The sequence below is a fragment of the Candidatus Solirubrobacter pratensis genome (genome assembly GCF_000425945.1).
Taxonomy (GTDB): Bacteria; Actinomycetota; Thermoleophilia; order Solirubrobacterales; family Solirubrobacteraceae; genus Solirubrobacter; species Solirubrobacter pratensis.
Window position 1 is genome coordinate 601,680 of record NZ_KE384481.1, and the last position, 20,407, is coordinate 622,086.

Annotated in this window: 21 protein-coding genes; 4 read left to right on the forward strand and 17 right to left on the reverse strand. The window is 73.3% G+C overall.

Annotated features, from left to right (window positions below; genetic code table 11):
• Positions 1 to 21: 21 nt before the first annotated feature.
• The 8 genes from H958_RS0132480 to H958_RS0132515 are packed head-to-tail and all read right to left on the reverse strand — an operon-like array spanning position 22 to position 5,833.
• Positions 22 to 915: a hypothetical protein gene (locus H958_RS0132480; RefSeq protein WP_028061699.1), complete on the reverse strand. Its 894-nt coding sequence runs from the start codon at positions 913 to 915 to the stop codon at positions 22 to 24.
• A 52-nt stretch (positions 916 to 967) separates the two neighbouring features.
• On the reverse strand, positions 968 to 1,372 hold the full coding sequence (locus H958_RS0132485; protein WP_028061700.1) for a hypothetical protein: 405 nt from the start codon (positions 1,370 to 1,372) through the stop codon (positions 968 to 970).
• Entirely contained in the window at positions 1,360 to 1,950 is a 591-nt protein-coding gene (locus H958_RS0132490; protein ID WP_028061701.1) for an L-threonylcarbamoyladenylate synthase, read from the reverse strand. The genes H958_RS0132485 and H958_RS0132490 overlap by 13 nt, the downstream gene beginning before the upstream one ends.
• Positions 1,947 to 2,792: a peptide chain release factor N(5)-glutamine methyltransferase gene (gene prmC / locus H958_RS0132495; RefSeq protein ID WP_081686510.1), complete on the reverse strand. Its 846-nt coding sequence runs from the start codon at positions 2,790 to 2,792 to the stop codon at positions 1,947 to 1,949. Before prmC ends, H958_RS0132490 begins: the two co-directional genes overlap by 4 nt.
• Complete coding sequence (gene prfA / locus H958_RS0132500; RefSeq protein WP_028061703.1) at positions 2,792 to 3,865, reverse strand: peptide chain release factor 1; 1,074 nt, start codon at positions 3,863 to 3,865, stop codon at positions 2,792 to 2,794. Before prfA ends, prmC begins: the two co-directional genes overlap by 1 nt.
• Positions 3,866 to 3,885: 20 nt before the next feature.
• On the reverse strand, positions 3,886 to 4,872 hold the full coding sequence (locus H958_RS0132505) for a DUF1385 domain-containing protein (RefSeq protein ID WP_051325120.1): 987 nt from the start codon (positions 4,870 to 4,872) through the stop codon (positions 3,886 to 3,888).
• A gap of 33 nt (positions 4,873 to 4,905) precedes the next feature.
• The gene (gene rpmE, locus H958_RS0132510; protein ID WP_028061705.1) at positions 4,906 to 5,115 is read right to left on the reverse strand and encodes a 50S ribosomal protein L31; all 210 of its coding nucleotides are present in this window, start codon (positions 5,113 to 5,115) and stop codon (positions 4,906 to 4,908) included.
• Between the two features lie 25 nt (positions 5,116 to 5,140).
• Positions 5,141 to 5,833 carry a CARDB domain-containing protein gene (locus H958_RS0132515; protein ID WP_028061706.1) on the reverse strand — a complete coding sequence of 231 codons (693 nt, stop codon included), beginning with the start codon at positions 5,831 to 5,833 and terminating at the stop codon, positions 5,141 to 5,143.
• 110 nt (positions 5,834 to 5,943) lie between these two features.
• On the opposite strand from H958_RS0132515, the gene H958_RS42075 reads away from it, so the two are divergent.
• The gene (locus H958_RS42075) at positions 5,944 to 7,164 is read left to right on the forward strand and encodes a Zn-dependent hydrolase (RefSeq protein ID WP_037412244.1); all 1,221 of its coding nucleotides are present in this window, start codon (positions 5,944 to 5,946) and stop codon (positions 7,162 to 7,164) included.
• On the opposite strand, the gene H958_RS0132525 is transcribed toward H958_RS42075, so the two are convergent.
• Genes H958_RS0132525 through H958_RS0132560 form a run of 8 tightly spaced genes read right to left on the reverse strand, consistent with a single transcriptional unit; the run spans position 7,125 to position 14,304 of the window.
• Entirely contained in the window at positions 7,125 to 8,129 is a 1,005-nt protein-coding gene (locus H958_RS0132525; RefSeq protein WP_028061707.1) for a TIGR03842 family LLM class F420-dependent oxidoreductase, read from the reverse strand. The genes H958_RS42075 and H958_RS0132525 overlap by 40 nt on opposite strands.
• Complete coding sequence (gene hydA / locus H958_RS0132530; protein ID WP_028061708.1) at positions 8,126 to 9,520, reverse strand: dihydropyrimidinase; 1,395 nt, start codon at positions 9,518 to 9,520, stop codon at positions 8,126 to 8,128. Before hydA ends, H958_RS0132525 begins: the two co-directional genes overlap by 4 nt.
• A gap of 9 nt (positions 9,521 to 9,529) precedes the next feature.
• On the reverse strand, positions 9,530 to 11,227 hold the full coding sequence (locus H958_RS0132535; RefSeq protein ID WP_028061709.1) for an electron transfer flavoprotein-ubiquinone oxidoreductase: 1,698 nt from the start codon (positions 11,225 to 11,227) through the stop codon (positions 9,530 to 9,532).
• Positions 11,228 to 11,230: 3 nt separating this feature from the next.
• Positions 11,231 to 12,202 carry an electron transfer flavoprotein subunit alpha/FixB family protein gene (locus tag H958_RS0132540; RefSeq protein WP_028061710.1) on the reverse strand — a complete coding sequence of 324 codons (972 nt, stop codon included), beginning with the start codon at positions 12,200 to 12,202 and terminating at the stop codon, positions 11,231 to 11,233.
• On the reverse strand, positions 12,199 to 12,993 hold the full coding sequence (locus tag H958_RS0132545; protein ID WP_051325121.1) for an electron transfer flavoprotein subunit beta/FixA family protein: 795 nt from the start codon (positions 12,991 to 12,993) through the stop codon (positions 12,199 to 12,201). The genes H958_RS0132540 and H958_RS0132545 overlap by 4 nt, the downstream gene beginning before the upstream one ends.
• A gap of 56 nt (positions 12,994 to 13,049) precedes the next feature.
• Positions 13,050 to 13,565, reverse strand: coding sequence for a TetR/AcrR family transcriptional regulator (locus tag H958_RS0132550; protein ID WP_028061712.1), 516 nt, complete (start codon positions 13,563 to 13,565; stop codon positions 13,050 to 13,052).
• Positions 13,546 to 13,866 carry a DMT family transporter gene (locus H958_RS0132555; protein ID WP_028061713.1) on the reverse strand — a complete coding sequence of 107 codons (321 nt, stop codon included), beginning with the start codon at positions 13,864 to 13,866 and terminating at the stop codon, positions 13,546 to 13,548. The genes H958_RS0132550 and H958_RS0132555 overlap by 20 nt, the downstream gene beginning before the upstream one ends.
• Positions 13,867 to 13,899: 33 nt before the next feature.
• On the reverse strand, positions 13,900 to 14,304 hold the full coding sequence (locus H958_RS0132560; RefSeq protein WP_028061714.1) for a cobalamin B12-binding domain-containing protein: 405 nt from the start codon (positions 14,302 to 14,304) through the stop codon (positions 13,900 to 13,902).
• Positions 14,305 to 14,392: 88 nt separating this feature from the next.
• Between H958_RS0132560 and H958_RS42080 the strand changes: the two genes are divergently transcribed.
• The 3 genes from H958_RS42080 to H958_RS0132575 are packed head-to-tail and all read left to right on the forward strand — an operon-like array spanning position 14,393 to position 18,712.
• Positions 14,393 to 16,198, forward strand: a complete 1,806-nt coding sequence (locus tag H958_RS42080; protein WP_051325122.1) for a GAF domain-containing protein — start codon at positions 14,393 to 14,395, stop codon at positions 16,196 to 16,198.
• Positions 16,199 to 16,211: 13 nt separating this feature from the next.
• Complete coding sequence (locus H958_RS44550; protein WP_051325123.1) at positions 16,212 to 18,065, forward strand: PAS domain S-box protein; 1,854 nt, start codon at positions 16,212 to 16,214, stop codon at positions 18,063 to 18,065.
• 2 nt (positions 18,066 to 18,067) lie between these two features.
• Complete coding sequence (locus H958_RS0132575; protein WP_028061716.1) at positions 18,068 to 18,712, forward strand: response regulator transcription factor; 645 nt, start codon at positions 18,068 to 18,070, stop codon at positions 18,710 to 18,712.
• Here H958_RS0132575 and H958_RS42090 read toward each other — a convergent pair.
• Positions 18,683 to 20,407: a sensor histidine kinase gene (locus H958_RS42090; protein ID WP_051325124.1), complete on the reverse strand. Its 1,725-nt coding sequence runs from the start codon at positions 20,405 to 20,407 to the stop codon at positions 18,683 to 18,685. The two genes, H958_RS0132575 and H958_RS42090, sit on opposite strands and share 30 nt — an antisense overlap.

A 20,407-nucleotide genomic window follows, 5' to 3' on the forward strand; every position in this document is an offset into this window, starting at 1 on the left:
GGGGTAATTGACCGTAGCGAATCAGCGCGCGCGGAACAGGTAGGCACGGCCGGCGTGGGTGTAGCCGGCGAAGACGCGCGTGCCGTCGGTGGCGAGCAGGGGTCCGCCGCCCGCGGCGATGCGGGCGCCGCCGAGGCGGACGGCGCCGTTGCGCGCGTAGGCGACGTAGGTGGTGCTCCCGGCCCGGGCGACCGCCGGGCGGCCGCTCGTGCCGCTCGCGATGCGGCGGGTGGTCCAGCCGTCGCCGCGCTGGGTGGCTAGCAGCGTGCTGCCGCCGATCGCGTAGGCGACGTAGGCGGTGTGCCCGGAGATCGCGAGCGACGCCTCGACGTCGGCGAGGCGCGAGACGCTGAGGATGGGGCGGCTCGGACCGCCGAGGAGCCGCAGCTCGGTGTGGGTGCGCTGCTGGTCGAGGTCGAGCACGAGGCCTCCGGCGGCGTCGAGCGGGAGGTGCCGGTGCTCCGGCGCGTCGTCCGTGAGCGGGCGGCCGGCGAGCGTGGCGTTGCCGACGCGGTCCGGGTACGCGAGCTCGCCCGCCGCGTCGAGCTGCGGCGGTCCGGTGCCGAAGCCGGCGCTCTCGGGATCGGCGAGGCGCTGCGCGGGGGCGACGAAGTACTCGAACGCCGAGCTGATCGTCCGCGACCACGCGATGCGGACGCCCTCGGCGCCCGCCGCCATGTCCACGTTCTCGGCGCCGGGACCCCCGAACGCGGCGGGGCGGCCGGCGGAGCTGCCACTGGAGCGCACGAGCGCGAGCGGCGTGGAGGCGCTGTCGCGCTCGAACACGACGAAAGCGGCGCCGCCGCGCGCGGCGAGCCCCAGCAGCGGACCGTCGCCGACCTTCACCGGGGCGGCCGCATCCGCCGCCGCCGGCACGGCGAGCGACACCAGCAGCACGAGCGCCCACCGCCACACGCGGCCGAATCCTAGCCACCCAAACCACCTCAACCGTCTGGAGCGTGCAGCCCTAGCGCGGGTCCTCGAGCAGCCACCGGCCGGCCTCGCGGACGGCGAAGAGCTGGAGGCGGGTCCGCTCGGCGCCGCGCTGGACCATGTCCACGCCGGCGCGATCGCCGTCGATCCGCACGCGGCCGGCGACGGTGCCGGAGAGCAGCGCGAGGTCCTTGCCCTTGAACGCGAGCTCGAGCGCGCGCTCGCACGTCCCGGCCTCGCGGGCGAGCGCGAGGTGGTCGTCGTAGGAGCGCGTCGCGCAGGCCGCCGCCCAGTCGTCGCGGCCGAGCGCGTGCACGAAGCGCTCGGCGACGTCGGCGACCTCGCGCTGGGCGGGCGTGAGCTCCGGCGCCGCCGGCTTCGGGGCCTCGGCGCCGCAGCCGGCCGCGAAGAGGAGCGCGAGCGCCGCTAGGACGCGCACGCCGCGATCTCCGCCTCCGGGACCGCGCCGTGCCGGACGATGCGCCACGCACCTTGCTCGTAGCCGCGGAGGTCGATCACGGTCGACGGCGTGCCGCCGAGCTCGCCGCCGTCGAGCACGAGGTCGGCGGCCTCGCGGATCGTGGCCGGGACCTCGTCGAGCCGCCGCGCGTCCGGGCCGCCGGCCACGTTCGCCGAGGACTGCAGCACGGGCCGCGCGACCGCGCGCAGGGCGGGGACGTCGGGCACGCGCAGGCCGAGCGTCGCGGGGTCCGGCCCACACGCCAGCGGGAACCGCCCGCGCGAGTTCGGCAGCAGCGCGGTCACGCCGCCGGGAAGCAGCCGCTCCAGCAGCGCGCGGGTCCGCGGTCCGAGCTCCGGCAGCGCGGCGAACGCGGCCTCGCGGTCGAAGAACATGACCGCCGCCGGCTTGTCCGGCGGGCGCCCCTTGAGCGCGTACAGACGCGCGACCGCCGCGGCGTCCTCGGGGTCGCACGCGAGCCCGTACACGGTGTCGGCGGGAAACACGACGACCCCGCCGGCGGCGAGCGCGCGCGAGAACGCCGCCGCGTCGCTCACGGTCTCCGCCCGGCCGGCGCGCGCCGCCCCAGCGCCACGCGCTCGATCCCCGCCAGGTCGCGGACGCGCTCCACGTCGGCGAACCCCGCGTCGCGCAGGATCGCCTCGACGGCGTCGCCCTGGCCCTCGCCGTGCTCGAGCGCGAGCAACGGCGCCGTCGTCGCGGCCGTCAGCCGCCGGATCACGGCGAGGCCGTCGGGACCCGCGAAGAGCGCCTCATGCGGCTCGTAGCGGGACACCTCCGGCATGACCGGCTCGCCGTCCGCGATGTACGGCGGGTTGGAGACGACGGCGTCCACGTCCTCGACGCCCGCCAGCAGGTCGCCGAGCGCGAACGTCACGTCGAGGCCGAGCCGCGACGCGTTCCCGCGCGCGACGTCCAGGGCGCCGGAGGAGACGTCGGTGCCGAAGACGACCAGGTCCGGGCGTTCCTGCTTCAACGCGAGCGCGATCGCGCCCGAGCCGGTCCCGACGTCGACGACACGGGCGCCCGCCGGCAGGCCCAGCGCCGCCTCGACGACGTGCTCGGTCTCCGGCCGCGGCACGAGCACGCGGCGGTCGACCGCCAGCTCGAGGAAGCGGAAGCCCTTCGAGCCCACGATGTAGGCGACCGGCTCGCGCTCGCGCCGCCGCCGCACGGCGTCCTGGAACCACCGCGCCTCCGACGGCTCGAGCTCCCGCCCCGGGTGGGCGATCAGCATGCCGCGGTCGACGCCCAGGGCGTGAGCGAGCAGGACCTCGGCGTCGAGCCGCGGCGTGTCGACGCCCGCCGCCGTCAGCGGGATCGCGGCGGAGTCGAGCGCGTCGCGGACGCTGGTCGCCGCCAGCGGGCGGCGCGCCATCAGGCCTCCGCCTGATCCTCGAGGCGCTTGCGCTTCTCGGCGTCCTGCAGCGTCGCCGTGATCTCGTCGAGCGAGCCCGCGAGCACCTCGTCGAGGTTGTGCCACGTGACGCTCGCCTCGCGCGACGCCAGCCCACGCGAGCCGATGTGGTCGGTCACGCGCCGCTGCGGGAAGTTGTACGTGCGGATCTTCTCCGCGCGCTCGCCGGTGCCGACCTGCGACTTGCGGTCCGCCGACAGCGCCTCCTGCTGCTCGCGCACCTTGGCCTCGTAGAGCCGCGCGCGCAGCACCTTCATCGCCCGCTCGCGGTTCTGCAGCTGCGACTTCTCGTCCTGCATCGAGACCACGACGCCCGTCGGCCTGTGCGTGATCCGCACGGCCGAGTCGGTCGTGTTGACCGACTGGCCTCCCGGCCCGGATGAGCGGTAGACGTCGATCTGGAGGTCGTTCGGGTCGATCTCGACCTCCACGTCCTCGGCCTCGGGCAGCACCGCGACCGTCGCGGTCGACGTGTGGATGCGCCCCTGCGACTCGGTCTCCGGCACGCGCTGCACGCGGTGCGTGCCGCCCTCGAACTTGAACACCGAGTACGCGCCGTCGCCCTTGATCTCGAACGTGTAGGAGCCGTCGGAGGCCGCCATCGTCTCGGCCCTGTACCCCAGCCGCTCGGCGTAGCGGTTGTACATCCGGTAGAGGTCGCCGGCCCAGATGCCGGCCTCGTCGCCTCCCGCGCCGCCGCGGATCTCGACGATCACGTTCTTCTCGTCGTTGGGGTCGCGCTCGACCATCGCGAGGCGGATCTCCTCCTCGAGGCGCTCGATCCGCTCGAGCGCGTCGTTGAGCTCCGCGCGCATCTCGGGATCCTCGCCCTCGGCGAGCAGCTCCTCGGCGCCCTCGGCGTCCGACACCGCCCGGCGCCACTCCTCGGCCAGCTTGGCCGCCGGCGCGAGGTGGTTGAACAGCCGCCCGGCGTCGGCGAAGCGCTGCCGGTCCGAGATCACCTCGGGGTCGGCCATCTGCGCCTGCGCGTCGGCAAAGCGCGCCTCGATCTGCTCCACCAAAGACTCGATCACAAGGCGATCGAGTCTAGGAGTTAGGCGACGACCTCCATGCCGAGCAGGTCCTCGCCGGACGCCTCGCGCGGGTCCTCGACGTCGAGCACCGCCTGCAACGCCGCGATCGCGACCGTCAGCTGCGCGAGATCGGGCTCGCGCGTCGTCAGCTTCTGCAACTGCATCCCAGGCCACATGATCGCCTGCACCCAGCCCTTCGCGCGGTTGCGGCCGGCCCACTTGATCAGCTCGAACGAGATGCCGGCGATCAGCGGGACGCCGAGGATGCGCGTCGCGACGAGCAGGTACCAGGCCGGCAGACCGAGCGGGGCGAAGACGAAGATCGCGACGATCATGACGACGAGCAGGAAGCTCGTGCCGCAGCGCGGGTGCAGGCGGGAGAAGCGCCGGGCGGTCTCGGGCTCGAGCGCAAGGCCCGCCTCGTAGCAGGCGATCACCTTGTGCTCGGCGCCGTGGTACTCGAACACGCGCCGCAGCTCGCGCTGGCGCGAGAGCACGGCGAGGTAGCCGAGGAAGATCCCAGTCCGGAGCACGCCCTCCACGAGCCAGAAGAGGAAGGCGGAGTCCAGCCGGTCCTTGATCAGGCTGGTCAGCGCGACGGGCACCACGAAGAACAGGCCGACCGCCAGTGCCAGGGCCGCCGCGATCGTCGCCGCCCACGCCGCGCCGCCGAGCTCCTTCTGCTCCTCCCCCAGCTGCGCGTTGGCCGAGATCGAGAGCGCGTTGAAGCCGATGTTCAGCGACTGCCCGAGCGCGACCACGCCGCGCACGACCGGCCGGCGCAGCACAGGCGACCGGCGCGTCCAGGACACGACCGGAAGGGACTCGACCGCGATCTCGCCCTCAGGAAGCGAAGAGCGCGGCAGCTTGCCGTCGACGAGCTGCTCCGGCGCCGGCTTGCGGACCGCGACCGCCCAGGTGGAGACGCCGCGCATCATCACGCCCTCGAGGACGGCCTGCCCGCCGACCGGGGCGTCGCGCTGTGCGGTCAGCGGGCTCTCGCTCACGAGCTATGTAGTCGGCAGGGCCGACGGAATACTTCAGCCGCGGGCGCGCTTGGCGGCGCGACGCTGGAAGCGCTCGACGCGGCCGCCGGTGTCGACCAGCTTCTGCTTGCCGGTGTAGAACGGGTGGCAGTTCGAGCAGATCTCGACGTGCAGGTCGCCCTTCGTCGAGCGAGTCACGAACTCGTTGCCACACGTGCAGCGGACCGTCACGTCCGCGTACGCGGGATGGATTTCAGTCTTCATGGTTCATCTCAGTGTAGGCAGCGGCTCAACACGTTACGCTCAGCACGTTTCCGTCCTCGTCGGCCTCGTCGACGGTGTCGAGCGAGTCGGCCTGCGCGGCGATCAGCTCCCCCGCCGTGCACGCCGGGGCCGACAGCGACGCGGTCGTGTGGCCGCCGGCCGCAAGGCCCTGCACGTCGACGCTTCCAAGCGGCTCGCCGTTGCGCGTGAACGCGACCTTGAAGGGCCCGGCGGCGCCGCGGCCGTCGTTGCTGACGACCGCGACGTAGCGGTCGCCGACGTTCAGCGAGGCGATCGCGAGGTCTGGGCGCGGATCGGGCTGGCGGCAGACCCTCGTGTACGCGCGGTCGCCGCGGACCGTGCGCCCGCGCGCGTCGCGCCAGCGGAACTCCACCAGCGCGCGGTACTCCCCCGGCGCCAGCAGCTGCTCGACGGTCTTGTCGTACAGGTAGCGGCCGGCCCGCGGCGCGGTGATCCAGGTCCTGAAGCCGGGCGCCGGCACGCGCGTCCACTCCGGGTCGTCAGGCGTGCGCGCCTGCAGCGTGAAGCGCAATTGCGTCCTGACGGCGCGCCGCAGCGGCGTCACGCGCCCCTCGAACGTCGCGACGCCCTGGTCGCAGCGCACGAGGACCGCCTGACCGAGCGTGGTCGCGGCGTGCGCGGGTTGGGCCGCCGCTCCCAGCGCGACGGCGACGATGACAAGGATCCAGCGCCACATCAGTGCGCAAAGAACCCCTCGACCGCCCGCGAGTTTCGCCCTCTGGGCGAATACCCGCAGCGAGACGAGCGCGCAGCGCGGGGCCGCGACTTCGCCTATCGTTCCGCCCGGTGCCGGAATTCGATCCCCAGCGCCCGCTGGCCGACCTGCGCGAGCTCGCCGAGCTGACCGGCGGGGAGGGCGGCGCTCGCCGCCTCGCGTGGTCCGACGACTGGGCCAGGGCGCGCGAATGGCTGCTCGCGAAGATCGAACAGACGGGCGCCACCGTCGAGCGCGACGCCGCCGGGAACCTGTGGGCGACCAAGCCCGGCGAGAGCGACGAGGTGCTCGTCGTCGGCTCGCACATCGACGCCGTCCCGCACGGCGGCTGGCTGGACGGCGCGCTCGGCATCGCCGCCGCGCTCGAGTGCCTGCGCGCACATGACGGCAAGGTCACGCTCAAGCTCGTCGACTGGGCCGACGAGGAGGGCGCGCGCTTCGGCCGCAGCCTGCTGGGCTCCTCGGCCGCCGCCGGGACGCTGGACCCCGACGCCGTCCGCACCCTCACCGATGCGCAGGGCACGACGCTCCCCGACGCGTTGAAGGCCCACGGCGTGGACCTGGACGCCATGGGCGAGGCGACGCTCGACGGCATCGACGCCTACCTGGAGCTGCACATCGAGCAGGGCCCGCGGCTCGAGGAGGCCGGCAAGCCCGCCGCCGCCGTGATCGGCTGCTACGGCGTCGAGCGCCACGCGATCGCGTTCACCGGCAGGGCCAGCCACGCGGGCTCGACGCCGATGGACCTGCGCCACGACGCGTTCCTCGCGGCCGCCAAGTTCGGCCTCGCCGCGCGCGACAGCGCGATCGCGCGCGGCGGGGTCGCGACGATCGGCACCGTGAAGGCGGAGCCCGGCATCCCGACGATCATCAACGAGCGCTGCGAGGTCACGCTCGACCAGCGCGCGTTCACGCCCGAGCAGCTGCGCGACATGCTCGCCGACGTCAAGGCCGCCGCCGACCGGATCGCGGCCGAGGAAGGCGTCGAGGTCGAGTGGACGCGGATCTGGCAGATCGATCCAGTGCCGTTCGACGAGCACCTGGTCGAGCTCGCTGCCCAGGCCGTCGCGGAGACCACCGGCGACGAGGCGCCGCGGCTGCCGAGCGGCGCGCTGCACGACTGCGCCGAGGTCGCGCGCGTGCTCCCCGCGGTGATGGTCTTCTCCAGCTCCACCGGCGGGGTCAGCCACTCGCCCGTCGAGGACACGCCGGAGGAGGACCTCCTGGTCGCGCTGCGGGCGTTCGGGCGGCTCTACGAGCTGGCGAGCGCCGGGATCACGTCGCGGCCGTAGGCCTCGAGCGTCTCCTCCTGGTCGTGCGTCATCAGGTAGACGATCCACTCGTCTACGCCGATCGACTCCAGCTCGCGCAGCTTCTCCGTCACCTGCGCGACTGAGCCGATCACGCAGAAGCGGTCGCAGATCTCGTCGGTCACGAACGAGCCGTGCTGCGCGCCCACCCGCGAGTGCTCGCTGTAGTCGTAGGAGTCCCGGTCGCGGATGTAGTCGGTCAGCGCGTGCGGGATGTTCCCGCCTTCGCCGTGCACGCGGATGATGTCGGCGACGTGGTTGCCGACCATCGCGGGGAACCAGCGCACCTCGTCGCGCGCCTGCGCGATGTCGCCGGACACCTTCGAGGGCGCGCAGACCAGGCACTTCAGCGCGGCCGGATCGCGCCCGGCCTCCTCGGCGGCCTGCCGCGCCGTCGCCATCGTCCACTGGATGATCTCGGGGTCGGCGAGCTGGATGATCACGCCGTCGGCGACGCGGCCCGCCACGCCCAGCGCGCGCGGCCCGTAGGCGGCGACGTACAGCGGCACCTCGGGCAGGCCGGCGGCCCACTTGAGCCTGATCGGCGTGCCCTCCCACTCCACCTCGCGGCCGTTGGTGAAGTCCTTGATCATCGTCACCCGCTCTTCGAAGAGCTTGATCGGCGTCGGCTTGCGGCCCATCACGCGCACGGCCGAGTCGCCGCGGCCGATGCCCATCAGCATCCGCCCGCCGGAGATGTCCTGCAGCGTCGCGTACGCGCTCGCGGTCACCGCCGGCTCGCGCGTGACCGGGTTGGTCACGCACAGGCCGAGCCGCATCCGCGAGGTCTGCTGGACCATCAGCGTCAGCAGCGGGTACGGCTCCTGCCACAGGATCGGCGAGTCGTACGTCCAGCCGCTGTCGAAGCCGTGTTGCTCGGCGAGCCCGATCAGCTCGACGACCCGCTGCCACGGCGGGTCGGGAAGGACCGTGACGCCGAACCTCACGCCGGCACCGGCTGGCGTCCGGGGGGCGCGAACAGCGAGCGCTTGACGTAGCGCCCGTAGCCCGGCTTGGAGACCACCTCCCCGTCGTCGAAGACCGTCGTCCCGCGGCACAGCACGGTTCGGGGCGCGCCGCGGACCTCCCAGCCCTCGAACGGGTCGTAGTCGACGTTCATGTGGTGCGTCGCGGCCGAGATCGTCTGCGTCCTCTCGGGATCGAAGATCACGATGTCGGCGTCGTAGCCGGGCGCGATCGTGCCCTTGCGATCCAGGCCGAAGATGCGCGCCGGGCCGTGCGAGGTGAGCGCGACCAGCTCGGTCTCGGAGAGCTTCCCGGTCCGCACGGCGCCGTCGTAGAGCAGCGAGAGCCGGTGCTCGATCGCGGGCAGTCCGTTCGGGATCTTCGTGAAGTCGCCCAGCCCGAGCTCCTTCTGGCCGCTGTAGTTGAACGGGCAGTGGTCGGTCGAGATGCCCTGCAGCGCGCCCTGGCGCAGCGCCTTGTAGAGGACCTCCTGGTGGCGCTTCTCGCGCAGCGGGGGCGAGCAGACGAACTTCGCGCCCTCGAACCCCGGCCGCGCCAGCTCGTCGACCGTCAGGAAGAGGTACTGCAGGCACGTCTCGCCGTAGATCGGCAGACCACGGTCGCGCGCCGCCTGGATCTCGACGACCGCGTCCTCGCAGGTGACGTGCACGACGAACAGCGGTCGCTTGGTCCACTCGGCGAGCCGGATCGCGCGCCCCGTCGCCTCGCCTTCGACCTCCGGCGGCCGCGACCAGGCGTGGAATCGCGGGTCCGTGTTGCCCGCCTCCATGGCCTCCTTCTGGTAGCGCACGACGGCGTCGCCGTTCTCGCAGTGCACCATCACGAGGCCGCCGGTCCTGCCCGTCTGCTCGAGCACGGCGAGGAACTGCTCGTCGTCGACCATCAGCGCGCCCTTGTAGGCCATGAAGACCTTGAAGCTCGACACGCCCTCGGCGACGCACCGCTCCATCTCGGCCACGACCTCCGGCCGGGCGTCGGTGATCGCGACATGGAAGCCGTAGTCGATGTGCGCGGCGCCGTCGGCGCGGCCGTGCCACTCCTCGAGCGCGTCGGCGAGCGTGCCGCCGACGTACTGGATGCAGAAGTCGACGATGCACGTCGTCCCGCCGGCCGCGGCCGCCGCCGTGCCCGTGTCGTAGTCGTCGCAGCTCCAGGTACCGCCGAACGGCATCGAGAGGTGCGTGTGGTTGTCGATCAGCCCCGGGAGGACCAGGCAACCGGAGGCGTCGATGACGTCGTCGGCCTCGAGGCCGGAGCCCACGGCCACGACGGACTCGCCGTCGATCAGCACGTCGGCGTCGAACGCGTCGGCGGCGGTGACGACCCGCCCGCCGCGGATGAGCCGTGTCATGGGCGGAGCTTACGTGATCTGGTAGACCGGGCCGTCGCCGCCCTCGGGGGGCGTGAGGCGGCCGCCCTTGGCCGTGATCGCCCCGCACTGCACGCAGTTGGACGGGTTCACGATCAGGTCGACGAAGCCGTCCTCCGGGGCGTCCTCGGGCAGCTCGTAGACGCCGGCCGGGCACATCCAGGCCCAGCCTTCGGCGATCTCGCGCGGCACCTTGCGCTCGATCCGGATGTGCGACGGCGCGTCGTCGCGCGTCGCGTTGCCGGTGAGGAAGACGCCCGAGAGCTTGTCGAACGTGTACTTGCCGTCGGGCTTCGGATAGCGCTTGTGGCGATCGCTCAGCGTCAGCGGCGCCTCGGAGTCGCGATGCGTCGCCCAGTGCCCGCCCGGGAAGCGGCCCTTCGTGACCACCATCGCGTTGGTGATCGCGCCGCCGAGGACCAGGCCCTTGCCGAACGGCTGCTTCATGTTGCGCGACTCGTAGAGGTCCTTCCCGATCGGGGAGTTCAGGACGGAGGTCTCGTAGGACGAGAAGTCCGACGAGCCGGCCTTGAGCTGCCGGTAGATCGTGTCCGCGGCCATCCGGCCGGACTCGATCGCGTAGTGGATCCCCTTCAGCCGCGGCACGTTGACCATGCCGCCCGCGTCGCCGGCGATCACCATGCCCGGCGCGTGCAGCCTGGGCAGCGCCCAGTAGCCGCCCTCGGGGATCGCCTTCGCGCCCCACGCGACGCGCTTGCCGTCGGCGAGGAACCTCCGGACGAGCGGGTGCAGCTTGAACTCCTGCAGGACGTCGTGGACGCTGAAGCGCGCGTCGGTGTAGTCGAGGCCGGTGACGAACCCGATCGACACCTTCGGCGCCTCGCCCTCGCGGTTCATGCCGTAGATCCAGGAGCCGCCGAACTCCTTCCACTTCGCCCCGCCGCGCAGCGGCCAGCCGAGCGTGTGGACGATCTTCTCGAACGGCTTCGGGACCTCCCAGACCTCCTTGACCCCGAGCGCCCACACCTGCGGGTCCTGCGGCGCGAGCTCGAGCGCCTTCATCGCCGCGCCCGTGAGATGGCCCCAGCAGCCCTCGGCCAGCACGGTGGCCTGCGCGATCACGTCCGAGCCCGGCTCGAAGTTGGACTTCTCGCCGCCGTTCTTGTCGCGCCCCTTGTCGCCCGTGCGCACGCCGACGACCCTGTCGTCCTGCACGAGCAGCTTCTGCCCGACGGTCTCGGCGAGGATGTAGGCGCCCGCCTCCTCGGCCTTCTCCGCGAGCCAGCGGTTGAGCTCCGCGACGCTGACCACGTAGTTGCCGTGGTTGCGGAACGGCGGCGGCGTCGGCTTCAGCGGCACCGCGCGCTTGCGGTTGAGCATGAAGTAGACGGTCTCGCGCTTGACCTCGCCCCAGTGCGGCCACGAGTCGTCCTCGGGCAGCAGCGTGCGGATCGCCGACGGGTTCATCACGCCGCCGGAGAGCTGGTGCGCTCCGGCGACGCGGCCCTTCTCGATCACGGCGACCGGTACCTCGCCGAGCCGCTCCGCCAGCTCGGGATCGTCCTCGAGCAGCTGCATCAGGCGGATGGCGCACGCCATCCCGGCTTGGCCGCCGCCGACGATCGCGACCCCGACCTCGATGCGCTCGTCCTCGGCGTCCGCCGGCGGACCGACGAACTCGGCGGCCGAATCGACCGGCGGCGGGAACTGGCTCGGAGCGGCTGACATGGGTTACGCCCCCTTCTTCGCCTTCACGGCCTCCGTGAGCTTCGGGACGATCTTGTGCAGGTCGCCCACGACGCCCAGGTCGGAGAACTCGAAGATCGGGGCGTTGGAGTCCTTGTTGATCGCCACGATGTTCTCGGACGCCTGCATGCCCACCTTGTGCTGGATCGCGCCGGAGATGCCGGCGGCGAGGTAGAGCTTCGGCGCGACGGTCTTGCCCGTCTGGCCGATCTGGGCGGAGTACGAGTACCAGCCGGCGTCGACGACGGCGCGGGTGGCCGCGACGGCGCCGCCGAGCGCGCCCGCGAGCTGCTCGAGCTGCTCGAAGCCTTCGGCCTTGCCCAAGCCGCGTCCGCCCGCGACGAGGATGTCGGCATCTTCGATGTTCACGTCGGCGCCGCGCTGCTCGCCGCGCTGGACCATCGTGGCCTTCAGCGAGTGCGGGCGGAACTCGACGCTCAGGTCTTCGACGGTCGCGGTCCCGCCGGTCTCCTGCGCCTCGAAGGCATTGAGCCGGCCGATGATCACGCCCAGTCCGGAGCGGTAGTGCACGCTCGAGATCTGCGAGTCCTGCAGGATCGGGCGCTCGGCGACGAGCTTGCCGTCCTGGACGCGGACGTTGGTGACCTCCATGCAGACGCCGCCGTCCATCCGTGCGGCGAGGCCGGCGCCGATCTCGAAGCCGAGCAGGCCGCCGCCGAAGAGCGCGTAGTCGTGGCCGCCGGCCTCGATCGCCGCGGCCATCGCGTCGACGACCGGCTGCGCGAGGCCCTCGGGGCCTTCGACGCGGTAGACCTTCGAGGCGCCGTAGGTGCCGAGCTGGGCCGCGAGGTCGTCGCCGATGCCCTCGCCGACCACGATCGCGTGGCACTCGGTGCCGAGCTCGCCGGCCAGGCGGGCGCCCTCGGACACGGCGCCGAGCGAGTTCTTGTTGAACGCGCCCTCGTAGTGGAGCGCGTACACGAGGATGCCGCTCATGCCAGGAGCTTCCTTTCGTCCAGCCAGGCGACGATCTTCTCGACCGTCTCGTTGGTGTCCTCGTCCTCGATGATCTGGCCCGCGGACTTGGCGGGCGGCGCGGCGAAGTCCGTGCAGTGCGCGCGGGCGTTGTCGTAGCCGACGCGGTCGGCCTCGATGCCGACGGCAGCGGCCGACTTGGCGTCGAGCGGCTTCTTCTTGGCGCCCATGATCGCCTTCAGCGACGGGTAGCGCGGCTCGTTGATCGCGTCGCCGACGGAGATGACGGCGGGAAGCTCGACCTGGACGGTGTCGTAGCCGTACTCGGCCTGGCGCTCGCAGCGCAGGCCGCCGTCCTGGACGTCGATCTTGATCACCTGCGTGAGCGACGGCATGCCGAGGTGGTCGGCGACGACGGCGCCGATCGTGTAGCACTCGCCGTCGTCGGACTGCTGGCCGAGCAGGACCAGGTCGGGCGACTCGCTCTCGAGCACCTTGGCCAGCGCGTAGCCGGTGCCGTTGACATCGGAGCCGGCCAGCGCCTCGTCGGTGAGGTGCACCGAGCGGTCGGCGCCCAGGGACACGGCCTTGGTCAATGCCCGGACGGCACTTTCGGGCCCCATCGTGACCGCGACCACCTCGTCGACGGCGAGCGCCCCGCCCTCCTTGAGCTGCATCGCCGCCTCGATGGCATGCGTGTCGAACGGGTTGAGGTTCTTCTCCCCGCTCCGGTCCAGGCGCCCCGTCGTGGCGTTGATGCGCTTCTCGACGGCGGCGTCCGGCACCTCTTTGACCAGGACGCAGATCTTCACTGAGTCACCTCTTCGCAAGAACGGACGTTCGAGATCGTAGCGTGTTGACTGACGAGTCAATCGCCAGGGCCGGCCAACTCGAGCAATCGGGTCAGCACCTGCTCCCGCAGCCTTCCCCGCGGGGGCGCCATGCCCAGCAGCTCGGCGAGCCAGAGCCCGTCCGCGGCCAGCCGGGCCACGGTCGCGTCGACGGGATCGCTCCCCTCGCGCTCGACGCGATCCTGCCAGATCGCGTAGCGCTCGCGCACCGTACGCAGCACGGCGGGATCGGCGACGAGCGCCGCCAGCAGGCCGAGCTCGTCGGCGACCTCGCCCGCGGGGTCCGAGGCGCGTACGTACCCGCGCACGAAGTGGGGGTCGGCGGCGTCGATGTCGTGCTGGAAGTCGGCGAGCCAGCGGGCGACGAGCGCCTCGATCAGCTCCTGCTTGGTGCCGTAGTGGTACAGCAGGCCGCCCTTGGAGACGCCGGCCTCGGCGGCGACGGCGTCGAGCGTCAGCGCCTGCGGGCCATCGCGGCGCACGACGGCCCCGGCGGCGTCGAGCAGCTTGGACTTAGTGCGTTCCCGCGGCATTCAGCCCGACCACGCCCAGCACGATGAGGCCGAGCGAGGCGATCTTGAGGGCGTTGGCCGTCTCGCCGTAGGCGATGACGCCGATGACCGCGATGGCGGCGGTCCCGACGGCCGACCAGACGGCGTACGTCGTGCCGACCGAGAGATGCTTGAGGACCAGCGCGAGCAGCCAGAAGGAGACCCCGTAACCCACGACGACGATCGCCGCGGGCAAGGGTCTGGACAAGCCGTCGGATGCCTTGAGGGCAAGAGTCGCGGCGACTTCGGAGGAGATGGCAAAGGCCAGGAGGAACGCGGTCATGATGCCAGTAAGTATACCGTCCAGACGGTACAGTTACGGCGTCACCGCGCCCTTGATGAAATCGATGATGTCCTGGGTCGGGGCACCCGGCGTGAACACCGCGGCCACGCCGAGCTCCTTCAACTGCGGGATGTCCTGGTTCGGGATCGTCCCGCCGACGGTGACGAGCACGTCGCCCGCGTCCTGCTCGCGCAGCAGCTCCACCACGCGCGGGACGAGCGTCATGTGAGCGCCGGAGAGGATCGAGAGCCCGACGGCGTCGGCGTCCTCCTGCAGCACCGTCTCGACGATCTGCTCCGGCGTCTGGTGCAGGCCGGTGTAGATCACCTCCATGCCCGCGTCGCGCAGCGCGCGGGCGATGATCTTGGCGCCGCGGTCGTGGCCGTCGAGGCCGGGCTTGGCCACCACGACGCGGATCTTGCGGTTCGAAGTGGCCATTGCCGCGGATGATAGTCGGACGTCCGACTAAGTGGCGCGGAGAGCCACGCCGATCCGGCGTGCCCGGGCCGGATACGGTCTGCCTCCGATGGCCCAAGCCGCCACGCTCTTGCGCACCCTCCAAGCGGTCGAGCACGTGCTCGCGCACGCCGAGAGCGAGGCGGACGCGTACCCGGCGCTGATCGCCGCGATCGGCGGCGCGCTGGGCTGGAGCACCGGGCTGTGGTGGACGCCGGAGCGCGACGGCCCGCAGGTCGCCGCGGGCGACGGCGTGACGGTGGTCGTGCCCGTGCGCGCGCACGGCCGCACGCTCGCGGTGCTCGAGTTCGCGGCGACCGAGCCCGACGAGGACACCTACGCCGCGCTGGAGACGATCGGCTCGCAGATCGGGCGCTTCGCCGCGCACTGCCGCGCCCGGCGCGCGCTGCGCGAGTCGGCGGCGCGGCGCGCGGCGATGCTCGACGTCGCGTTCGACTGCGTCTTCACGATGGACTCGAGCCGGCGCATCCTCGAGGTCAACCGCGCCGCTGAGCGCACGTTCGGGCGCCCCGCCGCGGACATGATCGGGCGCGAGATCGGCGATCTCGTCGTCCCCCCGCGCGGCGGGCTGGTCGTCGGCGGCGGCGCGGAGCTGACCGCCAAGCGGGCCGACGGCAGCGAGTTCCCCGTCGAGCTCGTCGTCACGCGTCCCGAGCTGCCGGGGCCGCCGCTGTTCTACGGCTACCTGCGCGACGTCAGCGAGCGCCACGCGGTCGAGCGCCGGCTGCGCCGCCTGGCGGCCGAGCAGTCGGCGCTGCGGCGCGTCGCGACGGCGGTCGCGGCCGAGGCCGATCCGGCCGAGCTGTTCGGGATCGTGGTCGAGGAGGCGGCGCGCCTGCTCGAGGCGCAGACCGCGCACCTGGTCCGCTACGAGGGCGAAGGCGAGCGCGTGCTGATGGTCGCCGGCTGGGCGCGCAACCCCGATCACTCGATCGCGACGGGGACGGTGCTGCCGCTCGACAGCGAGTCCGCGACGCTCCGGGTCTGGCGCACCGGCCGGCCGGCGCGGGTCGACACCTACGAGGGGACCACCGGCGAGCTGGCCGAGACGCTGCGCTCGCTCGGCTACCGCTCGGCGATCGCGGCGCCGATCGTGCTCGGCGGCCGGCTCTGGGGCGCCGTGGCGCTCACCAGCGTCGACGTCGAGCCGTTCCCAGAGGGCGCCGAGCAGCGCGTCGGCGACTTCGCCGAGCTGGCCGCGCAGGCGCTCGCGAACGCCGAGGCGCGCGCGCAGCTCGCCGCCTCGCGGGCTCGCATCGTGCAGGCCGGCGACGCCGCGCGACGGCGGCTGGAGCGCAACCTCCACGACGGCGCGCAGCAGCGCCTCGTCTCGCTCTCGCTGACCCTGCGGCTCGCGGCGCGCCGCCACGGCGACGACGAGGAGCTCGTGCGCGCGGGCGAGGAGCTCTCGCAGGCGCTCGAGGAGCTGCGCGAGCTGGCGCGCGGCATCCACCCCGCGGTGCTGACCGAGTACGGGCTCGAGCCGGCGCTGCGCGCGCTGGCGGCCCGCTCGACGCTGCCGGTCGAGCTCGGCTACGGGCTCCAGGAGCGGCTTCCGCCGTCGGTCGAGGCCGCCGCCTACTACGTCATCTCCGAGGCGCTGGCCAACGTCGCCAAGCATGCCGAGGCGAGCGCGGTGGGCGTGCGCGTGTTCGCCGAGGACGGCCGTGCGGTCGTCGAGGTCGCCGACGACGGCCGCGGCGGCGCCGACTCGGCCGGATCGGGGCTGCGCGGGCTCGCCGACCGCGTCGAGGCGCTCTTCGGCCGCCTCACGGTCACGAGCCCGGCCGGCGCGGGGACCACGCTGCGCGCCGAGATGCCGTGCGGCGAGGTCGCCCCGCCGCGCGCGGGGTGAGAACCTTCTCGCAGTGCGCGCGCACGCCGTTCCCGATGCCGCGGTCCTGCTCCAGACCGAGCACGCGGTCGTCCGTGTCCTCGCGTCCACGGAGGGCGAGGAGGAGGTCTACCCCGCGCTGCTGAAGGCCATCGGCGGCTCGCTCGGGTGGACCGGCGGCGAGGTGCTCGAAGGCGCGATCCCGCGCGCGGTCGCGGAGAGCGGCACGGTCGCCTTCCCGGCCGGCGCGCGCACGCTGCGCTTCAGCGGGCCCGACCCGGGCCCCGCGACGCTCGCCACGCTCGACTCCCTCGGCTCTCAGATCGGCGTCTTCGTCGAACGCTGCCGCGCGCAGGCCGCCGTGCGCGCGAGCGACGCGCGCAAGGGCGCGATCCTCGAGGCCGCCTTCGACGCGATCGTGACGATGGACCACGAGGGCAACGTCGTCGAGGCCAACCGCGCGGCGGAGGCGATGTTCGGCTACACGTTCGCCGAGATGGCCGGCGGCGAGCTGGCCGAGCTGATCGTGCCGCCGAGCCTGCGCGAAGCGCACCGGCACGGCGTGCGCCGCTTGCTGGAGCTCGGCGAGCGCCACGTACTGAGCCATCCCACGGAGCTGACCGGCATGCGCTCGGACGGCTCCGAGTTCCCGGTGGAGGTGATCGTCACCCAGCCCGACCTCCCCGGTCCGCCGGTGTTCGTCGGGCACCTGCGCGACGTCACCGAGCGCCACGCCGCCGAGGCCGCGCTGCGCCGGCTCGCCGACGAGCAGGCGGCGCTGCGGCGCGTCGCGACCGCGGTGGCGGCCGAGACCGAGCCGCGCACGCTCTTCGGCCTCGTGATCGAGGAGGTCGGCCGGCTGATGGAGGCCCAGAGCGCGAACATGATCCGCTACGACGGCGAGGCGCTCGCGACGGTGATCGGCGCCTGGAACGCCGAAGGCGTGCGCAGCGTGCCGGTCGGCGCCACCGTGCGCGTCGACGGCGACACGGCGTCGGCGCGCGTGTGGCGCACCGGGCTCCCGTCGCGCGTCGACACCTATGAAGGGCAGGAGGGCGAGCTCGCCGACACGCTGCGCGAGCTCGGGTTCCGCAGCGCGATCGCCGCGCCGGTCGTCTTCGGCGGCCGCCTGTGGGGCGCGGTGATCGTCTCCAGCGTCGATCCCGAGCCGTTCCCCGAGGGCGCCGAGCAGCGCATCGCGGACTTCGCCGAGCTCGTCGCGCAGGCGCTCGCCAACGCCGAGGCGCGGGCCCAGCTCGCCGCGTCGCGCGCCCGCATCGTCCAGGCCGGGGACGCCGAGCGGCGGCGGCTGGAGCGCAACCTCCACGACGGCGCGCAGCAGCGGCTCGTCTCGCTCTCGCTCACGCTGCGGCTCGCCGCGCGCCGCCACGGCGGCGACCCGGAGCTCCTGCGCGCCGGCGAGGAGCTCGCCCAGGCGCTCGAGGAGCTGCGCGAGCTGGCCCGCGGCATCCATCCCGCCGTCCTGACCGAGTACGGGCTCGAGCCGGCGATCCGGGCGCTCGCGACGCGCGCGACGGTGCCCGTCGACCTCGACGTCGAGCTCGACGAGCGCCTGCCGGCGCCGGTGGAGGCGGCCGCGTACTACGTCGTCGCGGAGGCGCTGACCAACGTGGCGAAGTACGCGCAGGCCTCCGGGGCGCACGTGCACGTGTTCCGCGACGAGCGAAGCGGTGACGAGGCCTCCGGCCGCGGCAGGCGCCGGGCGGTCGTCGAGGTGCGCGACGACGGCGTCGGCGGCGCCCAGGAGTCGGGCTCCGGGCTGCGCGGCCTGGCCGACCGCGTAGAGGCGCTCGGCGGCGCGCTGTGGCTCAACAGCCCGGCCGGGGAGGGCACGACCCTGCTGGCGGAGATGCCGGTCGAGCCATGAGCCTGCGGATCGTCATCGGAGAGGACCAGGCGCTCCTGCGGGAAGGGATCGTGCGGCTGCTCGAGGACGCCGGCTTCGAGGTCGTCGCCGAGGCGTCCGACGCGCGCGAGCTGGTGCGCCAGGTCGGCGAGCAGCGGCCCGACGTGGCCATCGTCGACGTGCAGATGCCCCCGGACAACACCGACGATGGACTGCGCGCGGCGCTCGCGATCCGCGCCGCGCAGCCCGGCGTCGGCGTGCTGGTCCTGTCGCAGTTCACCGAGGAGCGCTACGCGATCGACCTGATCGGCGAGAGCGCGGAGGGCGTCGGCTACCTGCTCAAGGACCGCGTGACCGACTTCGCGGGCTTCGCCGACGCCGTGCGGCGCGTCGCGGCGGGCGGCTCGGTGCTCGACCCGGCGGTCGTCTCGAGCCTGCTCGGCCGCAAGCGCCGCGACGACCCGCTCGACGACCTCACGCCGCGCGAGCGCGAGGTGCTGGAGCTGATGGCCGAGGGCCGCTCCAACAAGGGCATCGCCCAGGCCCTCTTCGTCTCCGCCCCCGCGATCGAGAAGCACATCACCGCGATCCTCGCCAAGCTCGGCATCAGTGCGGAGTCGGCCGACCACCGGCGCGTCCTAGCCGTGCTCGCGTTCCTGCGCCGGTAGCGGGATCGTCGCGCGCACGCGCGTCCCGGCGCCGGGCGGGCTGTCGACCCGCAGCGTGCCGTCGAGCGCGCCGACGCGGTCCTCGAGGCCGCGCAGGCCGGAGCCCGAGGCGGCGTCGGCGCCGCCGCGGCCGTCGTCGCGCACCTCGACGACCGCGGTCGTGCCCTCGACGCGGGCGCTGACCGCGGCGTAGGTCGCGCCGGCGTACTTGGCGACGTTCGTCAGCGCCTCGGCGACGACGAAGTAGGCCGCCGTCTCGACCGGCAGCGGCAGCCGCTCCTCGATCCGCGATTCGAGCTCGACCGGCAGCGACGCGCGCGTCGCCAGCGTCTCCAGCGCCGCGTCGAGGCCGCGCTGGGAGAGCACGGCGGAATGGATGCCGGCGGCGAGGTCGCGCAGCTCCTCGACCGCCGCGCGCGCGTTGGCGAGCGCGGAGTCGACGAGCCGGAGCGAGAGGTCCGGGTCGGTGGCGAAGCGGTCGCGCGCGAGCTTGAGCTCGAGCGCGAGCGACACCAGCCGCTGCTGCGCGCCGTCGTGCAGATCGCGCGTGAGGCGCCGGCGCTCCGCGTCGCCGGCCTCGACGATGCGGGCGCGCGACGCGCGCAGCGCCTCGAGCCGCGCGCGCAGCTCGACCTCGAGGCGGCCGTTCTCGATCGCCAGCGCCGCCGCCGCAGCCGCCTCGTCGAGCAGCTCCGGCGCCTCGCACACCGACGGGTCGTGCACGAGCGCGCCGACGCGCCGGCCGCAATGGCTGATCTCGGTCGTCACGCGGCCCGCGGTCTCGGGCTCGCGGCCGTCGCGCTCGACATAGGCGCCGAGCTCGGGCAGCCAGTACGCGACCGTCAGCCGCGGGTCGTCCAGCGCGGTGCGCAGCGAGTCCTGCAGCGCGCCGGGGTCCAGGCTCAGCCGCTGGATCAGCCGGCCCACGGTGGACGCGCGGAAGAAGCGCGTGCGCACGAGGCCGGCCAGGAAGGCCCAGGGCAGCAGGGCGAACGTCGCGATGAACGCGTTCTGGACCGCCCCGCCGAGCGCCGTCTCGCGCACGACCGCCTGCACGATCGCGAGCACGAGGATCACGGCGCCCAGCCCCACGACGGGCTCCAGCCCCCGTCGCCGGACCCGGCTCGCCCGCAGCCGGCGGCGGACCAGGACGGTGACGGCCACGATCACGCCGGCGAGCAGCAGCAGCGCCTGGAGGGTGCCGAAGACGCCGGCGAGGACGTCGCTGCGGACGAGCAGCAGCAGGTTGCGCGGGCACGTCGCGCACGACTGGTCGTCGCTGACCATGATCACCGGGATCTGGAGCACGCCGGCCGCATAGATCAGCCCGACGCCGATCCGCGCCGCGCGCCCCTCGAGCCTCCCGGACGGGAACGCGAGCACGAGGTGCGCGAGCGGGCCGAGGATGAGCGAGTCCGTCGCCAGCCCGATCGTGTACAGCAGCGCCGTGTCGCTGAACTGCATGCCCGTCGCGAGCATGGTCAACCCGGTCAGCACCATCAGGGCGCCGGTGCGGCTCTCCGGCCGCCGCTGCCAGGCATAGGAGCCGACGCCGACGAAGCCCCAGCCGAGCAGCGTGCCCAGGATCAGCGTCGCGCGGCCGCCGACCGGCAGCCGCTCCGCCTGGTTCGGCCAGCCGAGCACCGCGATGCCGACGACGAGCGCGAGCGTGCGCGCGGCGATGACGCGGGTCAC

Coding starts and splice junctions, on each gene's coding strand:
- H958_RS42080 (WP_051325122.1), top strand. CDS start 14,393: ATGGCCCAAGCCGCCACGCTCTTGCGCACCCTCCAAGCGGTCGAGCAC.
- prmC (WP_081686510.1), bottom strand. CDS start 2,792: ATGGCGCGCCGCCCGCTGGCGGCGACCAGCGTCCGCGACGCGCTCGAC.
- hydA (WP_028061708.1), bottom strand. CDS start 9,520: ATGACACGGCTCATCCGCGGCGGGCGGGTCGTCACCGCCGCCGACGCG.
- H958_RS0132560 (WP_028061714.1), bottom strand. CDS start 14,304: ATGGCCACTTCGAACCGCAAGATCCGCGTCGTGGTGGCCAAGCCCGGC.
- H958_RS0132550 (WP_028061712.1), bottom strand. CDS start 13,565: ATGCCGCGGGAACGCACTAAGTCCAAGCTGCTCGACGCCGCCGGGGCC.
- H958_RS0132515 (WP_028061706.1), bottom strand. CDS start 5,833: ATGTGGCGCTGGATCCTTGTCATCGTCGCCGTCGCGCTGGGAGCGGCG.
- H958_RS0132535 (WP_028061709.1), bottom strand. CDS start 11,227: ATGTCAGCCGCTCCGAGCCAGTTCCCGCCGCCGGTCGATTCGGCCGCC.
- H958_RS0132555 (WP_028061713.1), bottom strand. CDS start 13,866: ATGACCGCGTTCCTCCTGGCCTTTGCCATCTCCTCCGAAGTCGCCGCG.
- rpmE (WP_028061705.1), bottom strand. CDS start 5,115: ATGAAGACTGAAATCCATCCCGCGTACGCGGACGTGACGGTCCGCTGC.
- H958_RS0132540 (WP_028061710.1), bottom strand. CDS start 12,202: ATGAGCGGCATCCTCGTGTACGCGCTCCACTACGAGGGCGCGTTCAAC.